17 protein-coding genes, 1 tRNA gene and 1 pseudogene are annotated in these 20,879 nt (G+C 42.7%); 11 read left to right on the top strand and 8 right to left on the bottom strand.

What is annotated here, in order from left to right:
* The first annotated feature begins 164 nt into the window (after window positions 1–164).
* The 7 genes from ACH0AB_RS04250 to ACH0AB_RS04220 all read left to right on the top strand — a co-directional run bounded on the left by ACH0AB_RS04250 (window position 165) and on the right by ACH0AB_RS04220 (window position 10,121).
* The gene (locus ACH0AB_RS04250) at window positions 165–1,079 is read left to right on the top strand and encodes a bifunctional enoyl-CoA hydratase/phosphate acetyltransferase (protein WP_309593290.1); all 915 of its coding nucleotides are present in this window, start codon (window positions 165–167) and stop codon (window positions 1,077–1,079) included.
* Between the two features lie 40 nt (window positions 1,080–1,119).
* Complete coding sequence (locus ACH0AB_RS04245; protein WP_406877314.1) at window positions 1,120–2,349, top strand: acetate/propionate family kinase; 1,230 nt, start codon at window positions 1,120–1,122, stop codon at window positions 2,347–2,349.
* A gap of 310 nt (window positions 2,350–2,659) precedes the next feature.
* A complete protein-coding gene (locus ACH0AB_RS04240) occupies window positions 2,660–3,250 on the top strand; it encodes a phasin family protein (RefSeq protein WP_406877313.1) in 591 nt (196 codons plus the stop codon).
* 199 nt (window positions 3,251–3,449) lie between these two features.
* Complete coding sequence (gene phaC / locus ACH0AB_RS04235; protein WP_406877312.1) at window positions 3,450–5,570, top strand: class I poly(R)-hydroxyalkanoic acid synthase; 2,121 nt, start codon at window positions 3,450–3,452, stop codon at window positions 5,568–5,570.
* A 175-nt stretch (window positions 5,571–5,745) separates the two neighbouring features.
* Window positions 5,746–6,408: a 2-polyprenyl-3-methyl-6-methoxy-1,4-benzoquinone monooxygenase gene (gene coq7 / locus ACH0AB_RS04230; protein WP_406877311.1), complete on the top strand. Its 663-nt coding sequence runs from the start codon at window positions 5,746–5,748 to the stop codon at window positions 6,406–6,408.
* 174 nt (window positions 6,409–6,582) lie between these two features.
* Window positions 6,583–7,623 (top strand): tetratricopeptide repeat protein, encoded by a 1,041-nt coding sequence (locus tag ACH0AB_RS04225; RefSeq protein WP_312174635.1) that lies wholly within the window; start codon window positions 6,583–6,585, stop codon window positions 7,621–7,623.
* Window positions 7,624–7,805: 182 nt separating this feature from the next.
* Window positions 7,806–10,121: an esterase/lipase family protein gene (locus ACH0AB_RS04220; protein WP_406877310.1), complete on the top strand. Its 2,316-nt coding sequence runs from the start codon at window positions 7,806–7,808 to the stop codon at window positions 10,119–10,121.
* 103 nt (window positions 10,122–10,224) lie between these two features.
* Here the strand turns inward: ACH0AB_RS04220 and ACH0AB_RS04215 are convergent, their stop codons facing one another.
* The 5 genes from ACH0AB_RS04215 to ndk form a co-directional block, all read right to left on the bottom strand.
* Window positions 10,225–11,124 (bottom strand): LysR family transcriptional regulator, encoded by a 900-nt coding sequence (locus ACH0AB_RS04215; RefSeq protein WP_007116438.1) that lies wholly within the window; start codon window positions 11,122–11,124, stop codon window positions 10,225–10,227.
* Between the two features lie 227 nt (window positions 11,125–11,351).
* A complete protein-coding gene (dnaX, locus tag ACH0AB_RS04210) occupies window positions 11,352–13,454 on the bottom strand; it encodes a DNA polymerase III subunit gamma/tau (protein WP_406877308.1) in 2,103 nt (700 codons plus the stop codon).
* Window positions 13,455–13,518: 64 nt separating this feature from the next.
* Window positions 13,519–13,857, bottom strand: coding sequence for a Grx4 family monothiol glutaredoxin (grxD, locus tag ACH0AB_RS04205; protein ID WP_007116440.1), 339 nt, complete (start codon window positions 13,855–13,857; stop codon window positions 13,519–13,521).
* Between the two features lie 171 nt (window positions 13,858–14,028).
* The gene (gene ispF / locus ACH0AB_RS04200) at window positions 14,029–14,529 is read right to left on the bottom strand and encodes a 2-C-methyl-D-erythritol 2,4-cyclodiphosphate synthase (protein WP_065253686.1); all 501 of its coding nucleotides are present in this window, start codon (window positions 14,527–14,529) and stop codon (window positions 14,029–14,031) included.
* 728 nt (window positions 14,530–15,257) lie between these two features.
* Window positions 15,258–15,689, bottom strand: a complete 432-nt coding sequence (gene ndk, locus ACH0AB_RS04195; RefSeq protein ID WP_007116442.1) for a nucleoside-diphosphate kinase — start codon at window positions 15,687–15,689, stop codon at window positions 15,258–15,260.
* Window positions 15,690–15,990: 301 nt separating this feature from the next.
* Between ndk and ACH0AB_RS04190 the strand changes: the two genes are divergently transcribed.
* From ACH0AB_RS04190 to ACH0AB_RS04180, 3 genes are all read left to right on the top strand, one after another.
* Entirely contained in the window at window positions 15,991–16,806 is an 816-nt protein-coding gene (locus ACH0AB_RS04190; RefSeq protein WP_406877307.1) for a phosphodiester glycosidase family protein, read from the top strand.
* Window positions 16,807–16,956: 150 nt separating this feature from the next.
* Window positions 16,957–17,033 (top strand) — tRNA-Ile (locus ACH0AB_RS04185).
* Between the two features lie 317 nt (window positions 17,034–17,350).
* On the top strand, window positions 17,351–17,959 hold the full coding sequence (locus ACH0AB_RS04180; protein WP_406877306.1) for a TetR/AcrR family transcriptional regulator: 609 nt from the start codon (window positions 17,351–17,353) through the stop codon (window positions 17,957–17,959).
* A gap of 225 nt (window positions 17,960–18,184) precedes the next feature.
* On the opposite strand, the gene ACH0AB_RS04175 is transcribed toward ACH0AB_RS04180, so the two are convergent.
* The 3 genes from ACH0AB_RS04175 to ACH0AB_RS04165 form a co-directional block, all read right to left on the bottom strand.
* Window positions 18,185–18,484: a DUF1330 domain-containing protein gene (locus ACH0AB_RS04175; protein ID WP_406877305.1), complete on the bottom strand. Its 300-nt coding sequence runs from the start codon at window positions 18,482–18,484 to the stop codon at window positions 18,185–18,187.
* A 3-nt stretch (window positions 18,485–18,487) separates the two neighbouring features.
* On the bottom strand, window positions 18,488–19,171 hold the full coding sequence (locus ACH0AB_RS04170) for a type 1 glutamine amidotransferase domain-containing protein (RefSeq protein WP_406877304.1): 684 nt from the start codon (window positions 19,169–19,171) through the stop codon (window positions 18,488–18,490).
* A gap of 687 nt (window positions 19,172–19,858) precedes the next feature.
* Window positions 19,859–20,161 (bottom strand): putative quinol monooxygenase, encoded by a 303-nt coding sequence (locus tag ACH0AB_RS04165; protein WP_007116447.1) that lies wholly within the window; start codon window positions 20,159–20,161, stop codon window positions 19,859–19,861.
* Between the two features lie 551 nt (window positions 20,162–20,712).
* On the opposite strand from ACH0AB_RS04165, the pseudogene ACH0AB_RS04160 reads away from it, so the two are divergent.
* Window positions 20,713–20,879 (top strand): annotated as a pseudogene (locus ACH0AB_RS04160) (zinc-binding alcohol dehydrogenase family protein); the annotation flags it as partial.

The following is a 20,879-nucleotide window of genomic DNA, read 5'->3' as shown; positions in this document are numbered from 1 at the left end:
TAAGCTAAGCTAATAAGTTAAGCGGCGCGGCAAACACACCGTAACAACCGATTCATCTTGCTGTCATGTCATTGGTTCATACTGTTTTATGTCAATCTATACCGCTCGCTTAATCAAAACCTAAGTGCTTAATGTTATTTATGTCAACTCATAAGGGCAACACGATGTTAACCAAACTTTCGCAGCTTTTAGCCCAAGGGCGCTTTGTCTCCCCTGTCCCTGCCGTGGTGGTGCACCCTACTACCGATATCATCTTGCAATCTTGTATCCAAGCACATCAGCACCACATCATCACCCCGATTTTGGTCGGTCCAAAACATAAAATCGAAAAAGCCGCTACTGACGCCAATTTAGATATTTCAGGCTTTACGTTAGTGGATGCTGAGCATAGCCACGACGCGGTTGAAATCGCCGCAAAAATGGTTCGTGAACAGCAAGCCGACTTTATCATCAAAGGTTCAGTGCATACCGATGAGTTAATGGGTGTGCTGATCGATAAAACCCAAAACCTACGCACCGAGCGCCGTATGAGCCACGTGTGGTTAATGGAAAGTCCCACGTATCACAAGCTTTTGACCTTGACCGATTGTGCACTCAACGTGGTGCCAGATTTGCTGACCAAAAAAGACATTTTGCAAAATGCGATTGATTTTGCGCACGCGCTAGATATTGAGCAGCCTAAAGTAGCCATCTTGGCAGCGGTTGAAGAAGTCAAACCGCAAATGCAATCGACCATTGATGCCGCCGCGTTATGCAAAATGGCAGACCGGGGGCAAATCACCGGCGCCTTGCTTGATGGACCACTAGCATTTGACAATGCGATTAGCCAACATTCTGCGGATATCAAACATATCCACTCACCTGTCACGGGCGATGTCGATATTTTACTGGTACCTGACTTAGAAGCGGGCAATATGCTAGGTAAACAGTTAATTTATTTGGGCGAAGCCAAAGCCGCTGGTATTGTCATGGGTTCAAAAGTGCCGATTGTGTTGACCAGCCGTTCGGATGACGAACTCGACCGCCTGTATTCTATTGCCCTTGGCGCCTACGTTGCGCAAAAGCGTAAACAAGCTTGATGTTAATTCAGGTTACTTGAGATTAATTGAGATTACTAGCATGAACGATTCTGTCATGAGGCATATTGACTTAACTCACCCGATCGCGGTGACTTTCAACGTGGGTTCAGCGACTATCAAAATGGCGGCGTACGACACGGCTAAGGCAGTCGACTCATCCCCCCTTGCGTGGTCCCCCTTGTTTGATGTCAATATCAACCTAAAAACCAAAAACAAAGTCTGGCACTCCATGCCACAATCTTTGGCTGATTGGGAACCCCAAGATAGCCTGACAGACACCGCGGTAAGCCTGTTTACTCGTGTTAGACAGGCCTTTCCCGCGCGTGACATTGTCTGTATCCACCGAGTGGTTCATGGTGGCAAACGCTATCATGTTCCTGTGGTGATCAACGAGACAGTGATGGCGCATTTGGTGGAGTTATCACCGATTTGTCCGCTACATCAGCCTCCTGCCCTATCTGTGGTCAACGCGCTGCAAGCCATGGATAAAAACCTGGTGCACATCGCTGCCTTTGATACCGCCTTTCACTACCATCGCCCAGAGATTTGGGCTAGCTATGCGCTGCCAAAATCTCTGCGCGATCAAGGCGTGCGCTGTTATGGCTTTCATGGTTTATCGTATCAGGCGATTATGCGTAAACTTGAAACCTATCTCCCAAAGATTGCCAAAAAACGCTTAATCATCGCGCATTTGGGTAGTGGCTGTAGTATCACCGCGGTCGACAATGGCGAGTCAAAAGACAGTACCTTTGGCTTTAGTGGATTAGATGGCGTACCAATGGGTACCCGTCCGGGTCATTTGGATTCTGGGGTGATTTTATATATGGTTGAGCAAGGTTGGACGCTCGAGCAAATGAACCAATGCCTATATAAAGAGTCGGGCTTGCTCGGTTTATCTGAAATTAGCAATGACGTGCGTGATTTGCTCGCTAGTGATGACCCACGCGCCAAATTTGCACTGGCGTATTTTGCCACCCATGCAGCCAAAGAAATCGCAAGCTTGATGGTTAGTATGAAAGGCTGTGATGCGCTTATCTTTACCGCAGGGATAGGCGAGCAGTCGGCGATTATCCGTCAGATGATTGTCGAACAACTCGATTTTTTAGGTTTTAGTCTGGATGCGGATAAAAATATCGATGGCCGTATTGATGTGCCGATTTTACGAATCAACTCAGATGATGACAAACAAATTTATGTCATATTGACCGATGAGCAACTTGAATTAGCTTTATCACTTGAGCATGCAATCACGATCGAAACTGATGCGTAAAAGCTACCAACTCTTTACTTATGTCCACAATAGCGCATCAGATATAACCGATTTTTATCTATCCCCTACTTTCATTGTAGGTTTGATTATGTTATTACAAATATTAACATAAATTATGATTGTTTTTTACTTTTAAGCTCCTCGCGAGGTTTAATTTAGCATTTTTTCATGATATTGTAATATCAAGCAAACATACTATGCTTAAAGCTTATCACATTCATTTTAGTGACATTTTTGATTAAAAGATGGATTGTAATTTGGTGGTGTTTAAACCTTTCTTGTTTTTTCTGGTAGCCTAATGAGGTCAATTATGAACAACGATTTTATGGATAAAATGAAAGATAGTTCACGTCAACTGTATGCACCATGGTCACGCTTCAACCAAGCGATGTTACGAAATGCAGAAAAAATGACAGACTTTTCTTTAGAAACAATGCGTCATTACTCAGAGATGGGTCTTGAACAACTTCGCAATGTTTCTTCTGTTGATTCTCCAGAAGCAGCTTCAAGCTTCAACCAAAAACAAACTGAACTGCTCAATCAATTGGGTCAAAAAATGTTGTCAGATGCACAACGTTTGACTGAGCTTGGCAACGAAATCCGTAATGAAGTCATGTCAGCGATGAATGAAATCTACAGCCAAAATGCATCAAGCATGCAAGATGCCATGCAAAGCGCTGCTAGCAACGCATCAAAAACGGCAGAAGATTTTAATCGCAAAGTAAACGAAAACATGCACAAAGCGGCAAACCAAATGTCAGAAGCGGTTAAGCAAACCACCCAAAACATAAATAAAGCTGCTTCTAGCGTGACAGCTGGGGCTACCCGAAATACTAATGATGTAGCACAAGAGAGCGAAGCAACAAAACCTGCAGCAAAAACAACCCCTGCAGCAAAATAATTAGTTTGATGCATCGTAGTCATTCTTAAGACTGTATCATTTATAAACAGCTATTTATGTTTTACCTGATAGATGAATGGCAGCTTATGAATCTATAAAAGTGGTGGATTAGACAGATGCCTAATCCACCATATTTTTAAGTAAGCGTGCATATTCACAGCGAATTTTTATCAAGCACATTATAATAACGGGACTTATCATGGCAGACAATAAAGACACCCAATATCAAGGAACGAACGGCCATTCCTCAAGCGACAATGCTTCAAATAACAATAATTCCAACACCCAAGGCGCAGAGAATACCAATGCTTTTGGCTACACGCCATTCGCCAATTTCCCCTTTGGCAATAATGCTTTTGATTTTGGTAGCAATCCTTTTAACAACTTTGGAACCAACGCCTTTAATCTGCCGCAAAATCCGCTGGATTTTTTGAGTAAAACCAATCCGTTTGCTCACATGGCCTCTAGTATTCCACCTTACAATGCTGCGGTCGGTGAATTCTATAGCGAATTTTTTGGCAATATGACCAAACTGAGCCAACAGATTGCACAGCAATCGATGCGTGCCAACCAAGCGCCGCAGTATACCAATACTTCCATCATGATGGATTTAATGGATGGTTGGCGTAAAATGGGTCAGATGGTGACCAATCACCCAGGCACGATGGTTGAAGACCAATTGCAGTTGTTTAAAGACCAAATGCACTTGTGGCAAAACACACTACAACAATTTGCCGGTAAAAAAATCGACCCAGTGGCAAGTCCTGAAAAAGGCGACAAACGGTTTAGTGATGAAGAATGGGAAGACAATCCTATTTTTAACTTCCTAAAACAGTATTATTTATTAACCACCCAAGCCATGATGGATGCGATTGATGGCGTTGAAGGTATTGATGAAAAAACCCGTCAACGCTTGGCTTTTTTTACCCGCCAATGGATCAATGCGGTGGCCCCAACCAACTTCTTATTGACCAACCCTGAAGTACTACGTTTGACCATCGAAAGTCGTGGTCAAAACCTGGTTCAAGGTATGAAGCAGTTGGCTGAGGACATGGGTAACAGCGCTGATACACTCAATATCCGTATGACTGACCAGAGTGCGTTTCGGGTGGGTGACAACATCGCCACCTCAAAAGGTAAAGTGGTATTTGAAAACCACATGATGCAGCTCATCCAGTATGACCCTTCAACTGACAAAGTAAAACAACGCCCGTTGTTGATGGTGCCACCATGGATCAACAAATTCTACATCATGGACTTACGTGAGAACAACTCGTTTGTACATTGGGCTGTCAACGAAGGTCATACGGTTTATGTGATCTCTTGGGCGAACCCGACGCCTGAGTACAAAAATGTTGGCATGAGCACTTACATGAAAGACGGTGTGCTTGCAGCGATGGATCAAATTGAAGCCATCACAGGTGAAAAAACCATCAATATTACAGGTTATTGTATTGGGGGTATGTTGACCGCATTGACACTAGGCTATCTTGCCGCGACCAAGCAAGAAAGCCGCATTGCCAGTGCGACACTTTGGGCGACTATTATTGACTTCTCAGATCCAGGTGATATCGGTGTCTTTATCGATGACAAAATCGTTGCGGCGATTGACAAGCAAAACGCCGACAAAGGCGTATTTGATGGGCGAATGATGGGCGTGTCATTTAGCCTACTCCGTGAGAACAGCCTATACTGGAACTACTACGTACAAAACTACCTAAAAGGTGAGCGTCCTGTACCTTTTGACTTGTTATACTGGAACTCAGACTGCACCAACGTAACCGCTGCCCTGCACCATTTTCTATTGCGTGAGTTCTATATCAACAACTTGCTGCGTAAACCGGGTGGGGTTGAAATTGACGGCGTGAAAATTGACTTATCAAAAGTTAAAATTCCCGTGTTTATGGTCGCAACCTTGCAAGACCATATCGCAAAATGGAAAAGCTGTTACCCAGGCACGCAAGTATTTGGCGGTGAAAAAGTATTTGTGTTGGGAGAATCAGGTCATATTGCGGGTATCATGAACCCCCCAGGTAGTAAATATGGTTATTACACCAACGATAACTACACTGCGGACGCCGACCAATGGTACAAAGACGCCACCTATGTTAAAGACACCTGGTGGACAAGATGGCATGACTGGATCAAACCATTTGAGGGCAACGAAATCAATGCCCGTATCGTCGGTCAAAATAGCCAAGGTAAAGAAATCCCAACCTATGGCGATGCCCCAGGTAGCTATGTCACGGTCAAAGCGACTGAAGCCTTGACGGGTCATAACTTTGCAGAAGCTTACCGTTCACAATTACCACCCGTATAATATATCGTTATTACACAACATCCCGTGATTGCCTAGCCTCTCACGGGCTTTTTATAAAATAGCCAAATCGCCCATCAGCTACATAGATTTGCTAGTCAAAAGTTGTGATATTGAGTAGAATTAACGTCATATTCTGCGCATAATAGCGATTGGAAACACTTTGAATAGAGCGCCTATGTCGATTGAACCAACACAAAACAACTTATCACTCAGTAAGCTAGACCGCAATATTGTATTCTTTGATCGGGCGATTCGCTCGTTTATTCCAAACAGCAATCCTAGCACCCGTCCGTTGCCTGTCTCTAGCCCCGATGTACCAAAACTGTCCGTGGAAGAAGCGCGTCATGTCGCAGGTCTCATGCGTATCAATCACACGGGCGAAGTGTGCGCGCAAGGACTGTACCACGGTCAAGCATTTACCGCCAAGCAAGCAACAGTCAAAAAAGCCATGCACCAATCTGCGCTAGAGGAAATTGACCATTTGGTATGGTGTGAGACACGGTTAAATGAATTGGGTAGTCATCCCAGTATTTTTAGTCCGCTTTGGTATGGGCTATCATTTGGTATGGGTGCGGTAGCGGGATTGATTTCTGATGAGTTTAGTTTGGGGTTTGTCGCAGAGACAGAAACCCAAGTTAGCGAGCATTTACACAGCCATCTTGGTAAGCTGCCTGCACACGATAAACGCAGTGCTGAGATTTTAAGCCAAATGGATAAAGAAGAATTGCACCACCGTGATAAAGCAGTCGAATCAGGCGCCAGCCCATTGCCACCACCCATCAAAACCACGATGCGTTTTTTGGCTAATTGCATGAAAACAGTGGCGTATCATATTTAACCGAGCATGTTTATTGCTATAACCTTGCTTAAGCGCGCTGCTTTCGCGTAAAAATATAACAATAACTTTATTTTTTTTTGATAGTATTTTTACATTATTGCTTTACATTGTTGCTATGGGATAAGCTGATTGATTTACGCAATTTATCCCACCCAATTTTTTAAGGAAATTTCAATGACTCACATGGTAAAACCTCTAGCCTATACCTTAGCTATTTTGATGGCAACAAATGCCACTGTAGCGATGGCTGCAACGGCAACCGCAAAAACAACGACCAAGACCACCACCACCAAAACCACCACGGCAAAACCCGCTACCCAGACAACAGCCACTAAAAAAACCACGGTCACCAAAGCCAAAACTACCAACAAATCAACCGAAAAATCGGCTGATACAGTCAACAGCGTGAAAGATACTACCCCGCAAACGACACCCCCGTCAGCCACCTCAAACACAGGTTCAATGATAGTACCTGTCTTGACCGCCCCCACGGTTGCCAATGTGATTTATCCATCTACCAACAGCGTACAATTGGTAGGCACGGATATTTCAGCGCAAAACCTTGCCAATATCCCACTGCCGACTTTAACGCTTAGTAATATCTCAACAATAAAAACCGTTTTGGTTCCACGAACCACGGATAACAGTACACAGTTAGATGTCAGCGTGTTAGACGATTTTATTACCTATGCTAGCCCAATGGCGCGTCATTACCCACCTGTTTTTTCAAGCCGTACTGAGCGCTACAATACCACTGAGCGACTCAAATCATTGACCGCATGGATTGAGACCTACGCACAAAATCCAAATGCCTCTTATGAAGTGCTACTGCGTGCAGCAAAACTCAATGCCATGGGTCGCAATCTGGATTTAGGTTCTGATTATGCCGTGCGTGCAGGCAATTATATCGCCCGTGCCGTGAGGCTCAATGACACGGCAGAAGCCAACTTTTTATATGGCGCAATGCTTGCTGAGGGTGGCGGCTTTAAAGAAGGTGCCAAATACTTAGAAAAAGCCGAAAAAATGGGCTATCTAGAAGCTACGCAAAGTTTGGCACAAGCGGATTTATTGGATGACAAAAAAGACCGTGCCATTCAACGGTTAACGGAATTTAAGGCCAAAAACCCAGACAACCCATATATCGATGAGCAATTACGCATCGTCAATAGCGGTAAATACTATATTTGGGATATTCCTGCAAAAGTCGTTCAATAATTTTTTGCGTTTATACCCTAGCCGTGGTTTAATATCACTGCTAAGTCACCATGCTAATTCACCATCATAGTTGAATTTTAGCATGGTGATTTTTTTCATGCTGTCATTCAACGATATGTAACTTTTTTGCGCTAACCTTTTTTGCTGTCTCCCTTTTTGCTCTTTTAGCCGAGTAAATCATCATGCCGCTCACAAACCAATCGACTAGATTTTGTCAAACGCCTCTAATCACTGCAACGACATTGGTTGCTATCATCACCCTTACTGGCTGCGCCACCACCAAAATCGGTAGCCGCAATACTGCAAGAGCCATCATCGATCAGCGCGTCAGCGTGTTATCGGGCAGCCGCTTGAGTTCTGACACCAAAAGCCGTTTAGTGCAGGCAGGTTTAGATGAAGAAAAATGCTTGGCAAATATGCCTGCCTGTGTAGTGACGCTCAAGCAAGCAGATCTTAATACCGATAAAGGGATTTATGGCGCAATTAGTGAGCTGTTTTACGCCTCTGCCCAGCAGCGCCAGCAAGCCAAAACTTGTACCAATCCGCCAAAAGATTTGACCACAGACTATGCCAAAAATTTGGTTGGCAAGACCGACGTTGTAGCGCGCAGACCCGATGAAATCTCTTGTACCACCGCCTTTCAAGACGATATGCTGCAGTCGATTCGGTTTTCTTACATTTATTTGATGTACGATATCCTCAATCCAACTGTCGTCAATCAACAACCGTCACAATTGTATTATCTGCCAAAACAACGCGACACCCAAATTCAGGATTTGTATTACGCTGCCATCGATGCGTTAGGTGATCGCTTGTATCATCAAAAAATAGCAGAAAATTATCAAATCACTCGCAACAACCTGCGTATCAATATCAATGGACAGCCGTTTACCCAAAGGTCAGCATCGATGAAGCTGATTTCAAGCTACCAGATTGATTTATCAAAATTTAATACCATCAGTCGCCGCGATGGCTTTGGTATCAATTATGTGGCGCTGCTCAATAGTCGCATCAATACGGCGGTGATTATTGACTTGTTGCAACACTATGCCAATAATACACCGTTAGAAGAACGTATCCACCAAACAGGGCATTTGCCTATGACCGCGGTGTTGGTGCCCAAAGGCAATACCATTGATGAGGTACAAAAAACCACCGATTTTTCGCTCAATATTTATGATTCCTATCAGTTTAAAAGTGTCTCTATACTCAACAAAGATTTTGCACTATCGGCGAATTTTTCGGCAGCCTATGGCTTATGGTCACAGGACAATCGCCTAGGCAATATCAGTTATTTTAGTATGTTTTCCTCGCCGTATCAGCAGACCCAGCCGCATTTATTTATGCTTGAGCCTTACAATCCTAATAAACGTGTGATTATCATGATGCATGGGTTGGCATCGAGTCCTGAGACTTGGATTGGACTGACCAATGACATTTTTAATGACCCAAAACTTCGCGAAAACTTCCAAGTTTGGCAGATTTTTTATCCAACCAATATCCCGATGCTAGAAAACCGCCACCAAATTTATGACTTGATTGAACGCACTTTTAAAACTGTCGATCCTGAGCAGCAGGACGTTGCCAGTCAACATGCGGTGCTGATTGGTCATAGTATGGGTGGGGTGATTGGGCGTTTGTTGGTATCAAATGATGACTTAACGCCCAAAGTCGAGTCGCTGGTTGCCAATTACTCACAGCTGAATAATTTTTCAGCAGGCTACGCGGCCTTTGTCCGTCATGCGCAAAATAAAACGCTCAGTGACCGCTTCAAACTTCAAGCGCTGCCGCAAGTCGACCGCGCGATTTTTATCTCTTCGCCATTTCGCGGTACCGATTATGCCGATCGCTGGTTTACTCGCAGTTTGCGCCGTATCATCTCACTACCGGCAGGATTTATCCGCACCGTGTATGACAATTTAAATTCGCTATTTACTGAAGGCGTGGTTTCAAGCAATCCGCTGGCACAGCTATTTTTGGAAAATGGCGCCAGCCAGTTGAGCAGCCGCTCTTACTTTAACCAATTAACGGCAGATGTCACCATCGCGCCCAATGTTGCAGTCAATAATATCATCGCCACTGATGATAAAGATTTGTCCAATGCGCTCGAACAGCTTACCGCTAAGGCAGCCAATAGCGCTACTGATGATGTATCGGCATCCATAACCTCTTTAAAAAATGACAATACAACCGCGACCGTTAACCCCGCCACACAAACCAAGCTGTATAACACCACGAGTCTCGCGCAAGCCAAACAAAGTCTAGATGAGAAAAAGCAACTCTTAGAATCGGTGAAATATGGCGCAACCGACCGTGTCTCCGATGGTATTGTGCCGTACAACAGCTCGCATTTAGAAGGCGTGGAATCTGAAAAAGTGCTTACCGGTCGCCACAATGTCCATACTAGCCCGCAGGCGATTTTGGAGTTGCGTCGCATCCTGCATCAACAACTCACTCGCTATGGCGTCACCCAAGCGCCGCCTGACAGACAGCCTTGATTGTCACTATCAGCACCAATAAAAAAGCGAATAGCCTTCACTATTCGCTTTTTATTAAACTGTTTATTAGTACTAATTATTGGTATTACTGACAGTCCAACCGTTAAACTTTAGCAAAATACTTGGTCAACACTTCAAGACAGCGCGTCACCTTGGCAGGTTGTTGTTCATGTCTGGGTGTTACTGCATACAGCATATAACTTGGTAATTGGTAACCTGGCAATACTTCCACCAAATCGCCATTTGCCAATTCTTTTTGGATATCTAGTGACATGATACGGGCAACGCCATGCCCTTCTTTAGCAAGGGTCGTGGCAAGCATAATGTTGTTGGTTTGAATACGCGTTGGCATACGCACGCGTGATTTTTTACCTGTTTCCACATTGATCATATCGACTTGATTGGGATCTTTGATAAGGCTAATGCCAATCATATTGAGTTTGGCCAAATCTTTTGGCTCGGTCAATTTTTCATTTTGACGTAAAAAATGCGGTGAAGCCACTAGCAACTGACGTATCTCGGTCAAAGGGAACGCTGATAAACTACTGTCATTAAGGTTTGGTGACATCCGAAGGGCGATATCGATACGCTCTTCAATCAAGTCAACATACTGATTGTCCGCTTCAAAATGGATGGTTAAATCATCATGCGCCGAAATCCAAGTCGACAGCGCCGGTAAAATATGATTCACACCCAATTCTGGCGTGGTCGCAATGCGCAAGTTCCCTGCTAACTCATCGCGTAATTGATTAACACGGATACGACCTTGTTCGGCTGCCGCAACCACATCTTTGGCACTCTCATAAAAACTAGTGCCTGCTTCTGTTAAGCTTAACTTACGAGTTGAGCGATGCAACAACACCACACCCATATCGTTTTCTAACGAGCGGATTTGTTGACTAACCGCACTTGTTGTTATGCCCAGTTCTTTTGCAGCACCACTAAATGAACCATGACGTACAACACTTGCAAAAACCGCCATGCCTCTTAAATTATCAAGCATATTTCACCCAATTTTATCACTTAATCAAAGTCACTTTTAAAAGCTGATGTATTATACGCCATTAGCAAGATAAATTAAACGACATCGGGATTTATTAACTAAAATTATTAATATTTTTTCAACTATTTAATGTTGTATTTTATTGATTTTCTTAACAAACATTGGTTTTCTTCGATTGTTCGTCTGTTAAAAAAGTAAAAATTAGAATTTATATAAATTAAATTGACTTATTTAATTAACTTAACAGAGCTAATTGATGCCTGTTGTTGCAACAGCGCCTGGGTAACTGCTTGTTGTTCAAGCTGGTGGGTAGCTTGTTGTAACGCTAGTTTTTCGCGGGCTTCTTGTAGCGCTTCTGGTTTTAATTTCTCTAGCGCTTGAAAATTACTTGCCGACTCCGCCAAACGAATATCAATACCCTCAAAACGCTGTTGCAGTTTTTGGCAAAAATTATCAAAAGTTGCGGTATGGGTCAAAAAGTTTTGTTCGGTGGCAAATTGGCTGACCCCATGAATCTCGCCCGTCATCACCCCGCGTTTGGCAAGCACTAATTCATCCTCATCGAGCCAGCCTTGCTCACGGGCATTAAACACCCAATAATCCCATTTGGCAGGCGTCCATTCGCCTTCAAGTGGTACATCAGTGGGTTTGAGCAACGCCAGTGGCGATATATCAGCAATATCATTACCCTCTGCCGCCATAGTGTGGTGGGAATGGTCAACATTAACATTGACATTGGTAGCTATGGCGACTGGCGCTGGCGCATTGTTTTTTATCAATGCGCTATCTTCTGTGACAATGCTAGGCGTGTTGCCAGACTCTGCAACGATGTCTGGCGCAGTAATTTCATGATGACTATCGCTTGATTGCAAATCAGATAAGCGATTGGCATCGTCTTCTATGGTAGGTGTTTGCTGTGTGGGGGTATTGACCGCGGCTTCATCGATAGATATTAAATGGGTATCATCAAATGTCTGTTGTTCAATGCCTTGTTCAATGATTTGTTGAAGGCTATCAACGCTCGCAACGTTTGGCGCAGATTTGAGCAGATTGTTATCCGATAAGTTATTATCACTCTGCTCGGAGGTTACTTGTAAGCTATCTTCAGCCACCACTGAAGACTTTGCAGCTTGCATTAATTCGCTAGGCGTTGTGTCAACAAGTTGAGAATCAGGACTTTGAGAATCGGGACTTTGAGAATCAGGGTTACTAGCGATTGGATGACGAAGCGGGATTTGATTACGATGCAGCGGCTTGAACGCCATCAAGCGGAGCAAACACATCTCTAGCGCTTGCATCGGCGTATTGGCTAATGCCAAGTTTTCACGGCTTTTTACCACAATGTCATAATATAGTTGTAATAGCTCTGCGGGTAACTGCTGAGCCAGTTGTTGCAATTGCTCGCTTTGCTGGCGATTGATTTGCAAATCAAAATTTGGCAAGGCCTGCAAAATAGCCAATTGATGCAGCGTCTCAGCCAACCTGTCAAATACGGCTTTGGCATCCACCACCTGCTCACGCAGAAGCTGAATGGCCTGCGTCAACTGTTGGGTATTTTGCTGATAAATATTGGCAAGGATAGCGATGACATCGGCTTGGTCAATTAAACCAAGCATCTGGCGAATCACTTCATCTGTGACATTGCCATTGCCAAACGCAATAGCTTGATCAGTGAGTGACAATGCATCGCGCACGGAGCCTTTGGCACTGCTCGATAGCTGCCATAAGGCATCAGGCTCGTAGCTAATTTGCTCTTTGTTCAGAATCGTGCCAAGATATTCAGCGAGCGCGACTTGCGGCAAAGGTTTGAGTACAAATTGCAGACAACGCGAGATGATGGTAATGGGCAGTTTTTGTGGGTCTGTGGTCGCAAGCAGAAACTTAACATGCGCTGGCGGCTCTTCGAGGGTTTTGAGTAGCGCATTAAAACTATGCGTCGATAGCATATGCACTTCATCAATTAGATAGACTTTGTAGCGACCTTGCGTTGGAGCATAGGGTACGTTGTCGAGTAATTCACGGGTATCTTCAACTTTGGTACGTGATGCCGCATCAATCTCAATCAAATCAATAAAGCGACCGCTATCGATAGATTGGCATACAGTACATACGCCACAAGGCTCGCTTGTCACCCCTGTCTCACAGTTAAGGCATTTTGCCAAAATACGCGCAATGGTGGTTTTGCCGACCCCTCGCGTACCCGTAAATAGATACGCATGATGCAAGCGCTGGTTATGGATGGCATTGATTAATGCTTTGGACACATGTTCTTGTCCCAGCAGCTCATGGAAGTTTTTTGGACGATATTTGCGTGCTAGGACTTGATACATGGTTATGGATACATGACAACAAAAACGTTAAAAAAGAAATAACCTTAACCCACTCGTAGTAAAACTAAACCGCTGGGCTATTGGCTTCAATTAGGGGTTGTAATTCACCGTCTTGGAACATTTGATAGATAATATCACTGCCGCCAATCAGCTCACCTGCCACCCATAATTGTGGGAAAGTTGGCCAGTTAGCAATTTGTGGCAAAGTTGCACGGATTTCTGGGTTTTCAAGAATATTGACAAACGCAAATGGGCGGCCAATTTGGGTTAGCACATCCACCGCACGCGCAGAAAAACCGCATTGTGGAAACTGTGGCGTGCCTTTCATGTAAAGCAATACGCTGTGTTGAGCGATTTGGTCACGGATGGTTTGTTCGATGTCAGTTTGGTTCATATCAGTCATATGAAATTCCTTTATCAAGCCCTTTAAAGTAGAGCGCTATCTTCGCAGCTAGAATTTGACTCACTAATAATGAGTGCAGGGTTGCTATTATACGCTATAATGGTTATTGAAAGTAAACATTCAAGATGCCCACCCCAAAAAAGTCAGCAGCAAAATCACCCGCAAATTCCATTAATTTGATGAAGTCACTTGTTCAAGCAACACCACACAGCTTACCATGATCCCTTCTTGACGACCGGTAAACCCAAGCTTTTCAGTCGTGGTGGCTTTGACGCTGATTTGGTCAATCGCGCAGCCCATGACACCGGCAATACGCGATTGAATCTCGTTACGATAAGGCAATAGTTTTGGACGCTCCGCCATGATAGTGATGTCGGCATTGATAAGCGCAAAGCCTTTTGATTGGATAAACTGGTACACTTGGTTTAGCAAAATGGTCGAATCTATATTGCGAAAACGCTCATCGGTATCTGGGAAAAACTGCCCAATATCGCCAAGTGCCAATGCACCAAGCAACGCATCACACAACGCATGTAGCACCACATCGCCATCAGAATGCGCAAGCAAACTGTGGGTATGGGGAATTTGTACCCCGCCTAATGTTATGAATTGGTTTTCTGTGCCGTCATTAACAAAGGCATGGACGTCAATACCCTGACCGATTCTTATCATGGTTAATCCTATTTTTTTATCTTACTGTCGTGATTTTGGTAGGCTATTCTGTTTGGTTTAATGGTGTCTATTTTATCGGTCTCTATTTTAACGGTTAAAGCATGATTTACAAGTAGCTAGGCAGCTTAGACTAGTAACTTAGGAATAGCAAATTGGGAAAAACAACTTGTGAATAGCAACTTTTAATACCCCATTGCTGGCGCTACCACTACATAGCATAAAAATCGGCTATTAAACAAGTTAGCCTATATTATTTAAAAAAAATTGATAAATCCTAGTAAATTGCTATGGTATTTTATTATATAACGTTATATAATATAAAAATAAACCCATCAAGTGGGGAACTTGATGGGAGTGGGTAATGCACTACTTGTTTTTATTTTTATTGTTTCTTTCTTCTTCTTTGTTTTACTGATGTTAGCCATAATGCCAAATTATGGCTTTTTTATTTTTATCGTTTTTTATTTTATTTTTTGTCTTACTGATATCGTAGTCAACAAAGCTTGTATTTATGTCGTGATGAATTTATTTTAGCGGATTTGCACCTACGCTCTATGTGCTCTTTGTTATGAATTGTTAAATTAAGTTTCTTTAGTTTCCTTAATAAAACTATTAATATTAATTTTGCATCCTTGTTGTTGCATTGCTACTTTTTAATGATAGCTCAGCCGAGTGATAGGCAATAAAAAAACGGCTTAAAATTTAAGCCGTTTTTTGTTGTGTTAAGATTAACGCGTACGTGGGCAAACTTCATTGTCATTGAAAAAATAGCTGATTTCACGGGCTGCAGATGTGGTTGAGTCTGAACCGTGAACCGCGTTCTCATCAATGCTGTTAGCAAAGTCACGACGGATAGTGCCTTCAGCGGCGTCTTTTGGGTTGGTAGCGCCCATGATTTCACGGTGGTGAGCCACTGCATTCTCGCCTTCAAGTACTGATACAACCACTGGACCTGAAGTCATGAAAGAGACTAAATCGTTGTAAAACGGACGCTCTTTGTGCTCAGCGTAGAAACCGCCCGCCTTTTCGTTGTCTAAATGCAACATTTTTGCTGCCACAATTTTTAAGCCTGCTTTTTCAAAACGGCTGTAGATTTCGCCAATGTGGTTGCCTGCAACTGCGTCAGGTTTGATAATTGATAACGTACGTTCAATGGCCATGTTAAATTCCTTTAAAATTGAAGGGGATTATGATTTTAAGTGCTAGAAACTGTAAAAACAGCCCATACCCTGCCCGATGGCTCTGTCAAATCGTGATTTGAAGATTTGAATAAACGCGGGGTGCTGTTCTTAGTTGCCTATTATAATGATATTGAGGGCAAAAACTAGTTTAATTCATCACTGTTAAGTCGAAATTGCTAGAATATCAAGTTGAACGAGTTTTTTGTAATAAATGGCGGATATATTCTGTGATACGCAACTATGATATAGTAGCCAATAGCTTAAATTTTCTCTCAATGGTATGACGCTCTCAAATATCACAAAAACACAAGCGGTTGTTGTCAGCCTATGCTTGGCGCTATTATTGGTGGCAAGTATCGGTTTGGCACGTCAGTTTACTGTCAAAACCATGCCAGATTGTCAGCGAAAAAGCCAGCCGTTCGACTATAGTATCTGCGAGCTTGATGCTAAAAACGCGGCGAATTTTTCACTACATTGGCAAAATCCCTCGTCCGCGAGCCACCCATTATTACTCACCTTTACTACCCTTCGCGATTATTTGGCAAGCCAGCAACCTGCCAAAACCTTGTTGTTTGCGATGAATGCCGGGATGTACGATGGCAATTTTGCGCCGATTGGGTATACGGTCATCAATGGCAAGCAAATCCGAGCCCTAAATCTCAAGCAGGGCGGTGGTAACTTTCACCTAATGCCCAATGGGGTATTTTGGCAAGACCGTCAAGGTTTTTATATCACTGAAAGTCAAAGCATGGCAAAAAAACTGGCAAGCGGGGCAAAACCGACCTTCGCCACCCAATCTGGACCCATGCTGGTCATCGATGGTAACATCCATCCAGCATTTGATGCCAATAGTACCTCGAGAAAATACCGCAATGGTGTTGGCGTGTGTGGTCGCAATCCTAGCCGCGTCAAATTTGTGATAAGCGATACCCCTGTCAGCTTTTATGAGTTTGCCGATTTGTTCAAATCGCAATTGGGCTGTGACAATGCGTTGTTTTTGGATGGCGGTAGCGCCTCGGCATTGTATAGTCAGACGCTGTCACGCAATGACAATAAATATATGGGTGTGATGATTGCGGTGACACAAGACAAATAATGCGTATTCGGTGAGACAAGTTTATGCTGATTTAATCAGCGTTTTGCATAAAATTATCCATTTCCACATTGCAAAAATAATTTTTTAAGGTATTATAATCAGCCTAGTTTTGACAAATTTGCTTAGCAATATTTGTGACACTACCCTTTCGGGCCTATAGCTCAGTTGGTTAGAGCAGAGGACTCATAATCCTTTGGTCCACAGTTCAAGTCTGTGTGGGCCCACCATATAAAAATAAAATAACCACTTAGGTGCATTAATCCTCAGTGGTTTTTTATTTTTTGGATTGTAATAATCAAATAGCAATTAGCGTCAATCCCTATTTTAAAGTCATACTTTTAGATCTACACTCATATCATTGGTTTTGACTGTTTGAATTAATCACCTAACCACTGCCTAATTTTATATAAATCCTTGTTTTATATTGAATTATTTTTGTTAGTAGTTAATACTTTCAAGGAAAACGTCTTTACATTCATTGTAGAAAAGTTATAATAAAAACAATACGACTGGTCTATTTTTTATAATAACGTATACAATAACTATGGAGCCTACCCCTATCAAGAAGTCTGAAGCAAAACGCTTACACATTCTTAACACCAGTTCTGACCTAATTTTGCGTAAAGGTTTTAGCGGTGTGGGATTACAAGAAATTTTACAAAGCTGCGACATCCCTAAAGGTTCATTTTATCATTACTTCAAATCTAAAGAGTCTTTCGGCTGTGAATTGGTACAGTATTATGTAGATAATTACCAACGCCGTTTAGATGAACTCTGGCGTAGCGACCAATCGGCTTATCAAAAACTAATTGGGTATTTTAACCTATGGATTGAAGATCCTGATGCGCCATGTAGTTGGGCAGATAGCTGTTTAATTGTAAAACTTGCTGCAGAAGTCGCTGACCTATCTGAAGATATGCGCGCTATTATGTCTGATGGCGTCGATAAGGTAATCCAGCGGATTGCTGAGGTCATCGTTTTGGGCAAGCAAGATGGGTCTATCCAAGCAGATACTGATGCCTTGACGGTAGCCCAAGTGACTTACCAAATGTGGGTGGGCGCAGCGTTATTAAGTAAGCTGCAAAAAGATAAAACACCATTACATCAAGCGCTAAAAGCGACGGCGTTTTTATTAAAAAGTGGAAAGTCTTAACAGTTAGCTTTGCTAGCTTCACCTCACTAACTTAACCTTAGTAACTTAGCTTCACTAACTTAGTTTTACTACCTTAGCTTCACGACAATGATAGCCGCAAAAATTGTAATAGCAGCCCAGTCATACATAATGACTGGGCTGCTATTACATCAACTTGATAACAATGCGTATCACTCATGTACTAACTTGTAGGTTAGCTAGCACATCTGATAGCAGTGCTTTTTCTCAAATAGCGTCTTCAACACCTTCAATGATAAAGGCACGATAATTTGCCCCTTTTAGGCGATGTTGTAATGCTTCTTGATATATGGGACTGTGATACCAGTCTCGCGCGGCTGCCATATCAGGAAAGCGTAAAATAACAGCGCCTTCAATTTCATTGCCTTCAAGCACTTCTAATTGACCATAAAAAGCCAAGGGTGTTAGCTCACGACCTTCCCGAGCAAGCGGCGCTTTTTGTGCATATTGCGCCAGTTCCTCAGCGTCCGTAGTTTGCTCATGGGTAAATACCACATATGCAGACATGGGCTACTCCTTATTTAACAATTCAAGCAGTGCGCTGGCGGTTGCAGCAGAAGAGGCAGGATTTTGTCCAGTGATTAGCAAGCCATCTACTTGGACATACACTTGCCAGTCACCCGCTTTAGAATAATGACCACCTTTTTCTTTGAGCATATCTTCGACTAAAAACGGTACAACTTCGGTCAATCCTACTGCTTCTTCTTCAGTATTGGTAAAACCCGTCACGGATTTACCGCTGACCAAAGGCTTGCCATCACTGGTTTTTACATGACGAAGAACACCTGGGGCGTGACAAACTGTCGCAACGGGTTTTCCTGACTCAATCGCTTGTTCAATCAGAGCAATTGAAATCGGATCTTCTGCCAAATCCCACAATGGACCATGCCCGCCTGGGTAAAACACGGCATCATAATCATCGATAGAAATTTCGCTAAGTTTATGTGTGTGTGCCAATGCTTGCATTGCCACGGGATCTGCTTCAAAGCGATGCGTGGTTTCAGTTTGTGCTTCTGCTAAATTACTTTTTGGGTCTAGCGGTGGCTGCCCACCTTGAGGTGATGCTAGGGTAACTTCAACACCCGCATCAATAAAGGTGTAATACGGCGCTGCAAGTTCTTCTAACCAAAAACCTGTTTTCTTACCAGTATTGCCGAGTTTGTCATGTGAGGTCAGAACAATTAAAATTTTCATGTTATTTTCTCTGATAGTTTTTAGCATTGAGGTTATTGCTACATGAGCACAGCAGGAAGTCGTGTGCGCAATGTACAAGATGCCGAGCAAATCAATCCTTTATTTAATAGCATTGATTGGTAGCATTGAAAAAGATTGCGCGACTGATATGTAAGCAAATATTATCTGTCCAACAAACTTAAAAAATTGCTCAATACTGCAAACATTGGTCAATACTGCAAATATTGCTCAACGCTAGTCAACACTGGGATTTTGCTGTCATCATGCCGTCACTATACACAAAAATAGACCAGTCGTCTATTTATTTGTAGTGTAGATTTCTTGATAGTGTAAATAATAAAATTTAATCCATCGGGAAAAGCAGTTTTTGTAAGTAAGGTAGCTAGCTTAAAACCTGATTTAAACCTTGGTAATGACTAAAACAACAAAGCGGTATGATTAATTGCAGGGTAAATAGTTAAATAGCGCAAAGTCTAAATTTGCACATTGCTTGCTATCAGCAAGTTAAGAAAATATTGTAATTGAATATATATAGTCAAATAATCGTCAATGACACAGTATGGGATGACCGATTAGCTAAGTGACTGATTTAAGTGAAGTGATATAATCATAATAAAGAGCTGCTTCTTAATTAATATTTTAGGCAGCTCTTTAGGAGGCTTAGGCTCAAGAGAATTGGGCTTCAATCTAAGCTGGTAGTTTACTTGCCAATACATCTACTTTTTCAATAGAAGGCGGTTCTGAAAATAGTTCATCTGCTTGGGCCATCAAAGCGGCGGCAACCTTGCCCGATAAATGAGCCTCGCGACCTGCTTCATCAGGGAATGCATCAAAAATACCAAAGGTTGAAGGGCCAAGGCGTAGACCAAACCATGCAACTGTGGCAGGTTCTTCATTGACGATAGGCAGACCAGCTTTTAGGAAATCTTCTACTTGTTGTTCTTTACCTGGTTTAGCTTCAAGACGGACATATAAAGCGGTTTTAACCATCACTAATACTCCAATATTGACTAGCCGACATTGACTAGCATCAAAATTGAGTCTAAACCACTGTTATATTCATGTCAAACGGCTTTAGCGCATAGCTTTGTTGTATAAAGGTTACATAAACATTTATGCTTTAGGTCGTGGGGAATGTCTGTATCAGCTTAAATTTGATACTGATATTACTTCCTTTATGCTTGTGCTTTAACTATAACCTTGCTTTAACCATAACAAAGAAACAAGCATAAGTGATAAGGTGTAAATGATGTTGCACTCGCCACCTTTGATTGGGTACACTGGTACAACAATAAATGACGGCATTTTACCAACGGCTATTTTTGGCGAAAACACAGGCGCAAAAGCTATGACCTTAACTAGCGCCCTTGACCTTGTACCTTTAGCCTAGCCTAGCCTAGCCTCAGAATATCGACTATCTTTCATTAATTCTATCAGATTAGACTGACTGACCCAAGCCAGCCTATCTGCAATACACTAAAAACACTGCATTTAATTAAACTAACCCGCTATTAAATCCACTATTACAAAAGGACAAATCTATGAAAGCCGTATCGTATGTTATAAATAACCATGATGATTTTAAAAATTCATTGGTAGATATTGAAAAAGCGAAGCCTACGCTTAAGGAACGTGATGTACTGGTAAAAGTTCAGGCAATCTCTGTGAACCCCGTTGATACCAAAGTGAGAAAAAATTCGTCTGAAGC

Origin of the sequence: Moraxella sp. 179-F 1C4 NHS, assembly GCF_045370505.1 — a bacterium.
Classification (GTDB): Bacteria; Pseudomonadota; Gammaproteobacteria; order Pseudomonadales; family Moraxellaceae; genus Faucicola; species Faucicola tetraodonis.
Note: the sequence above shows the minus strand (reverse complement) of the source record. Positions and strands in the feature narration are given on the sequence as shown.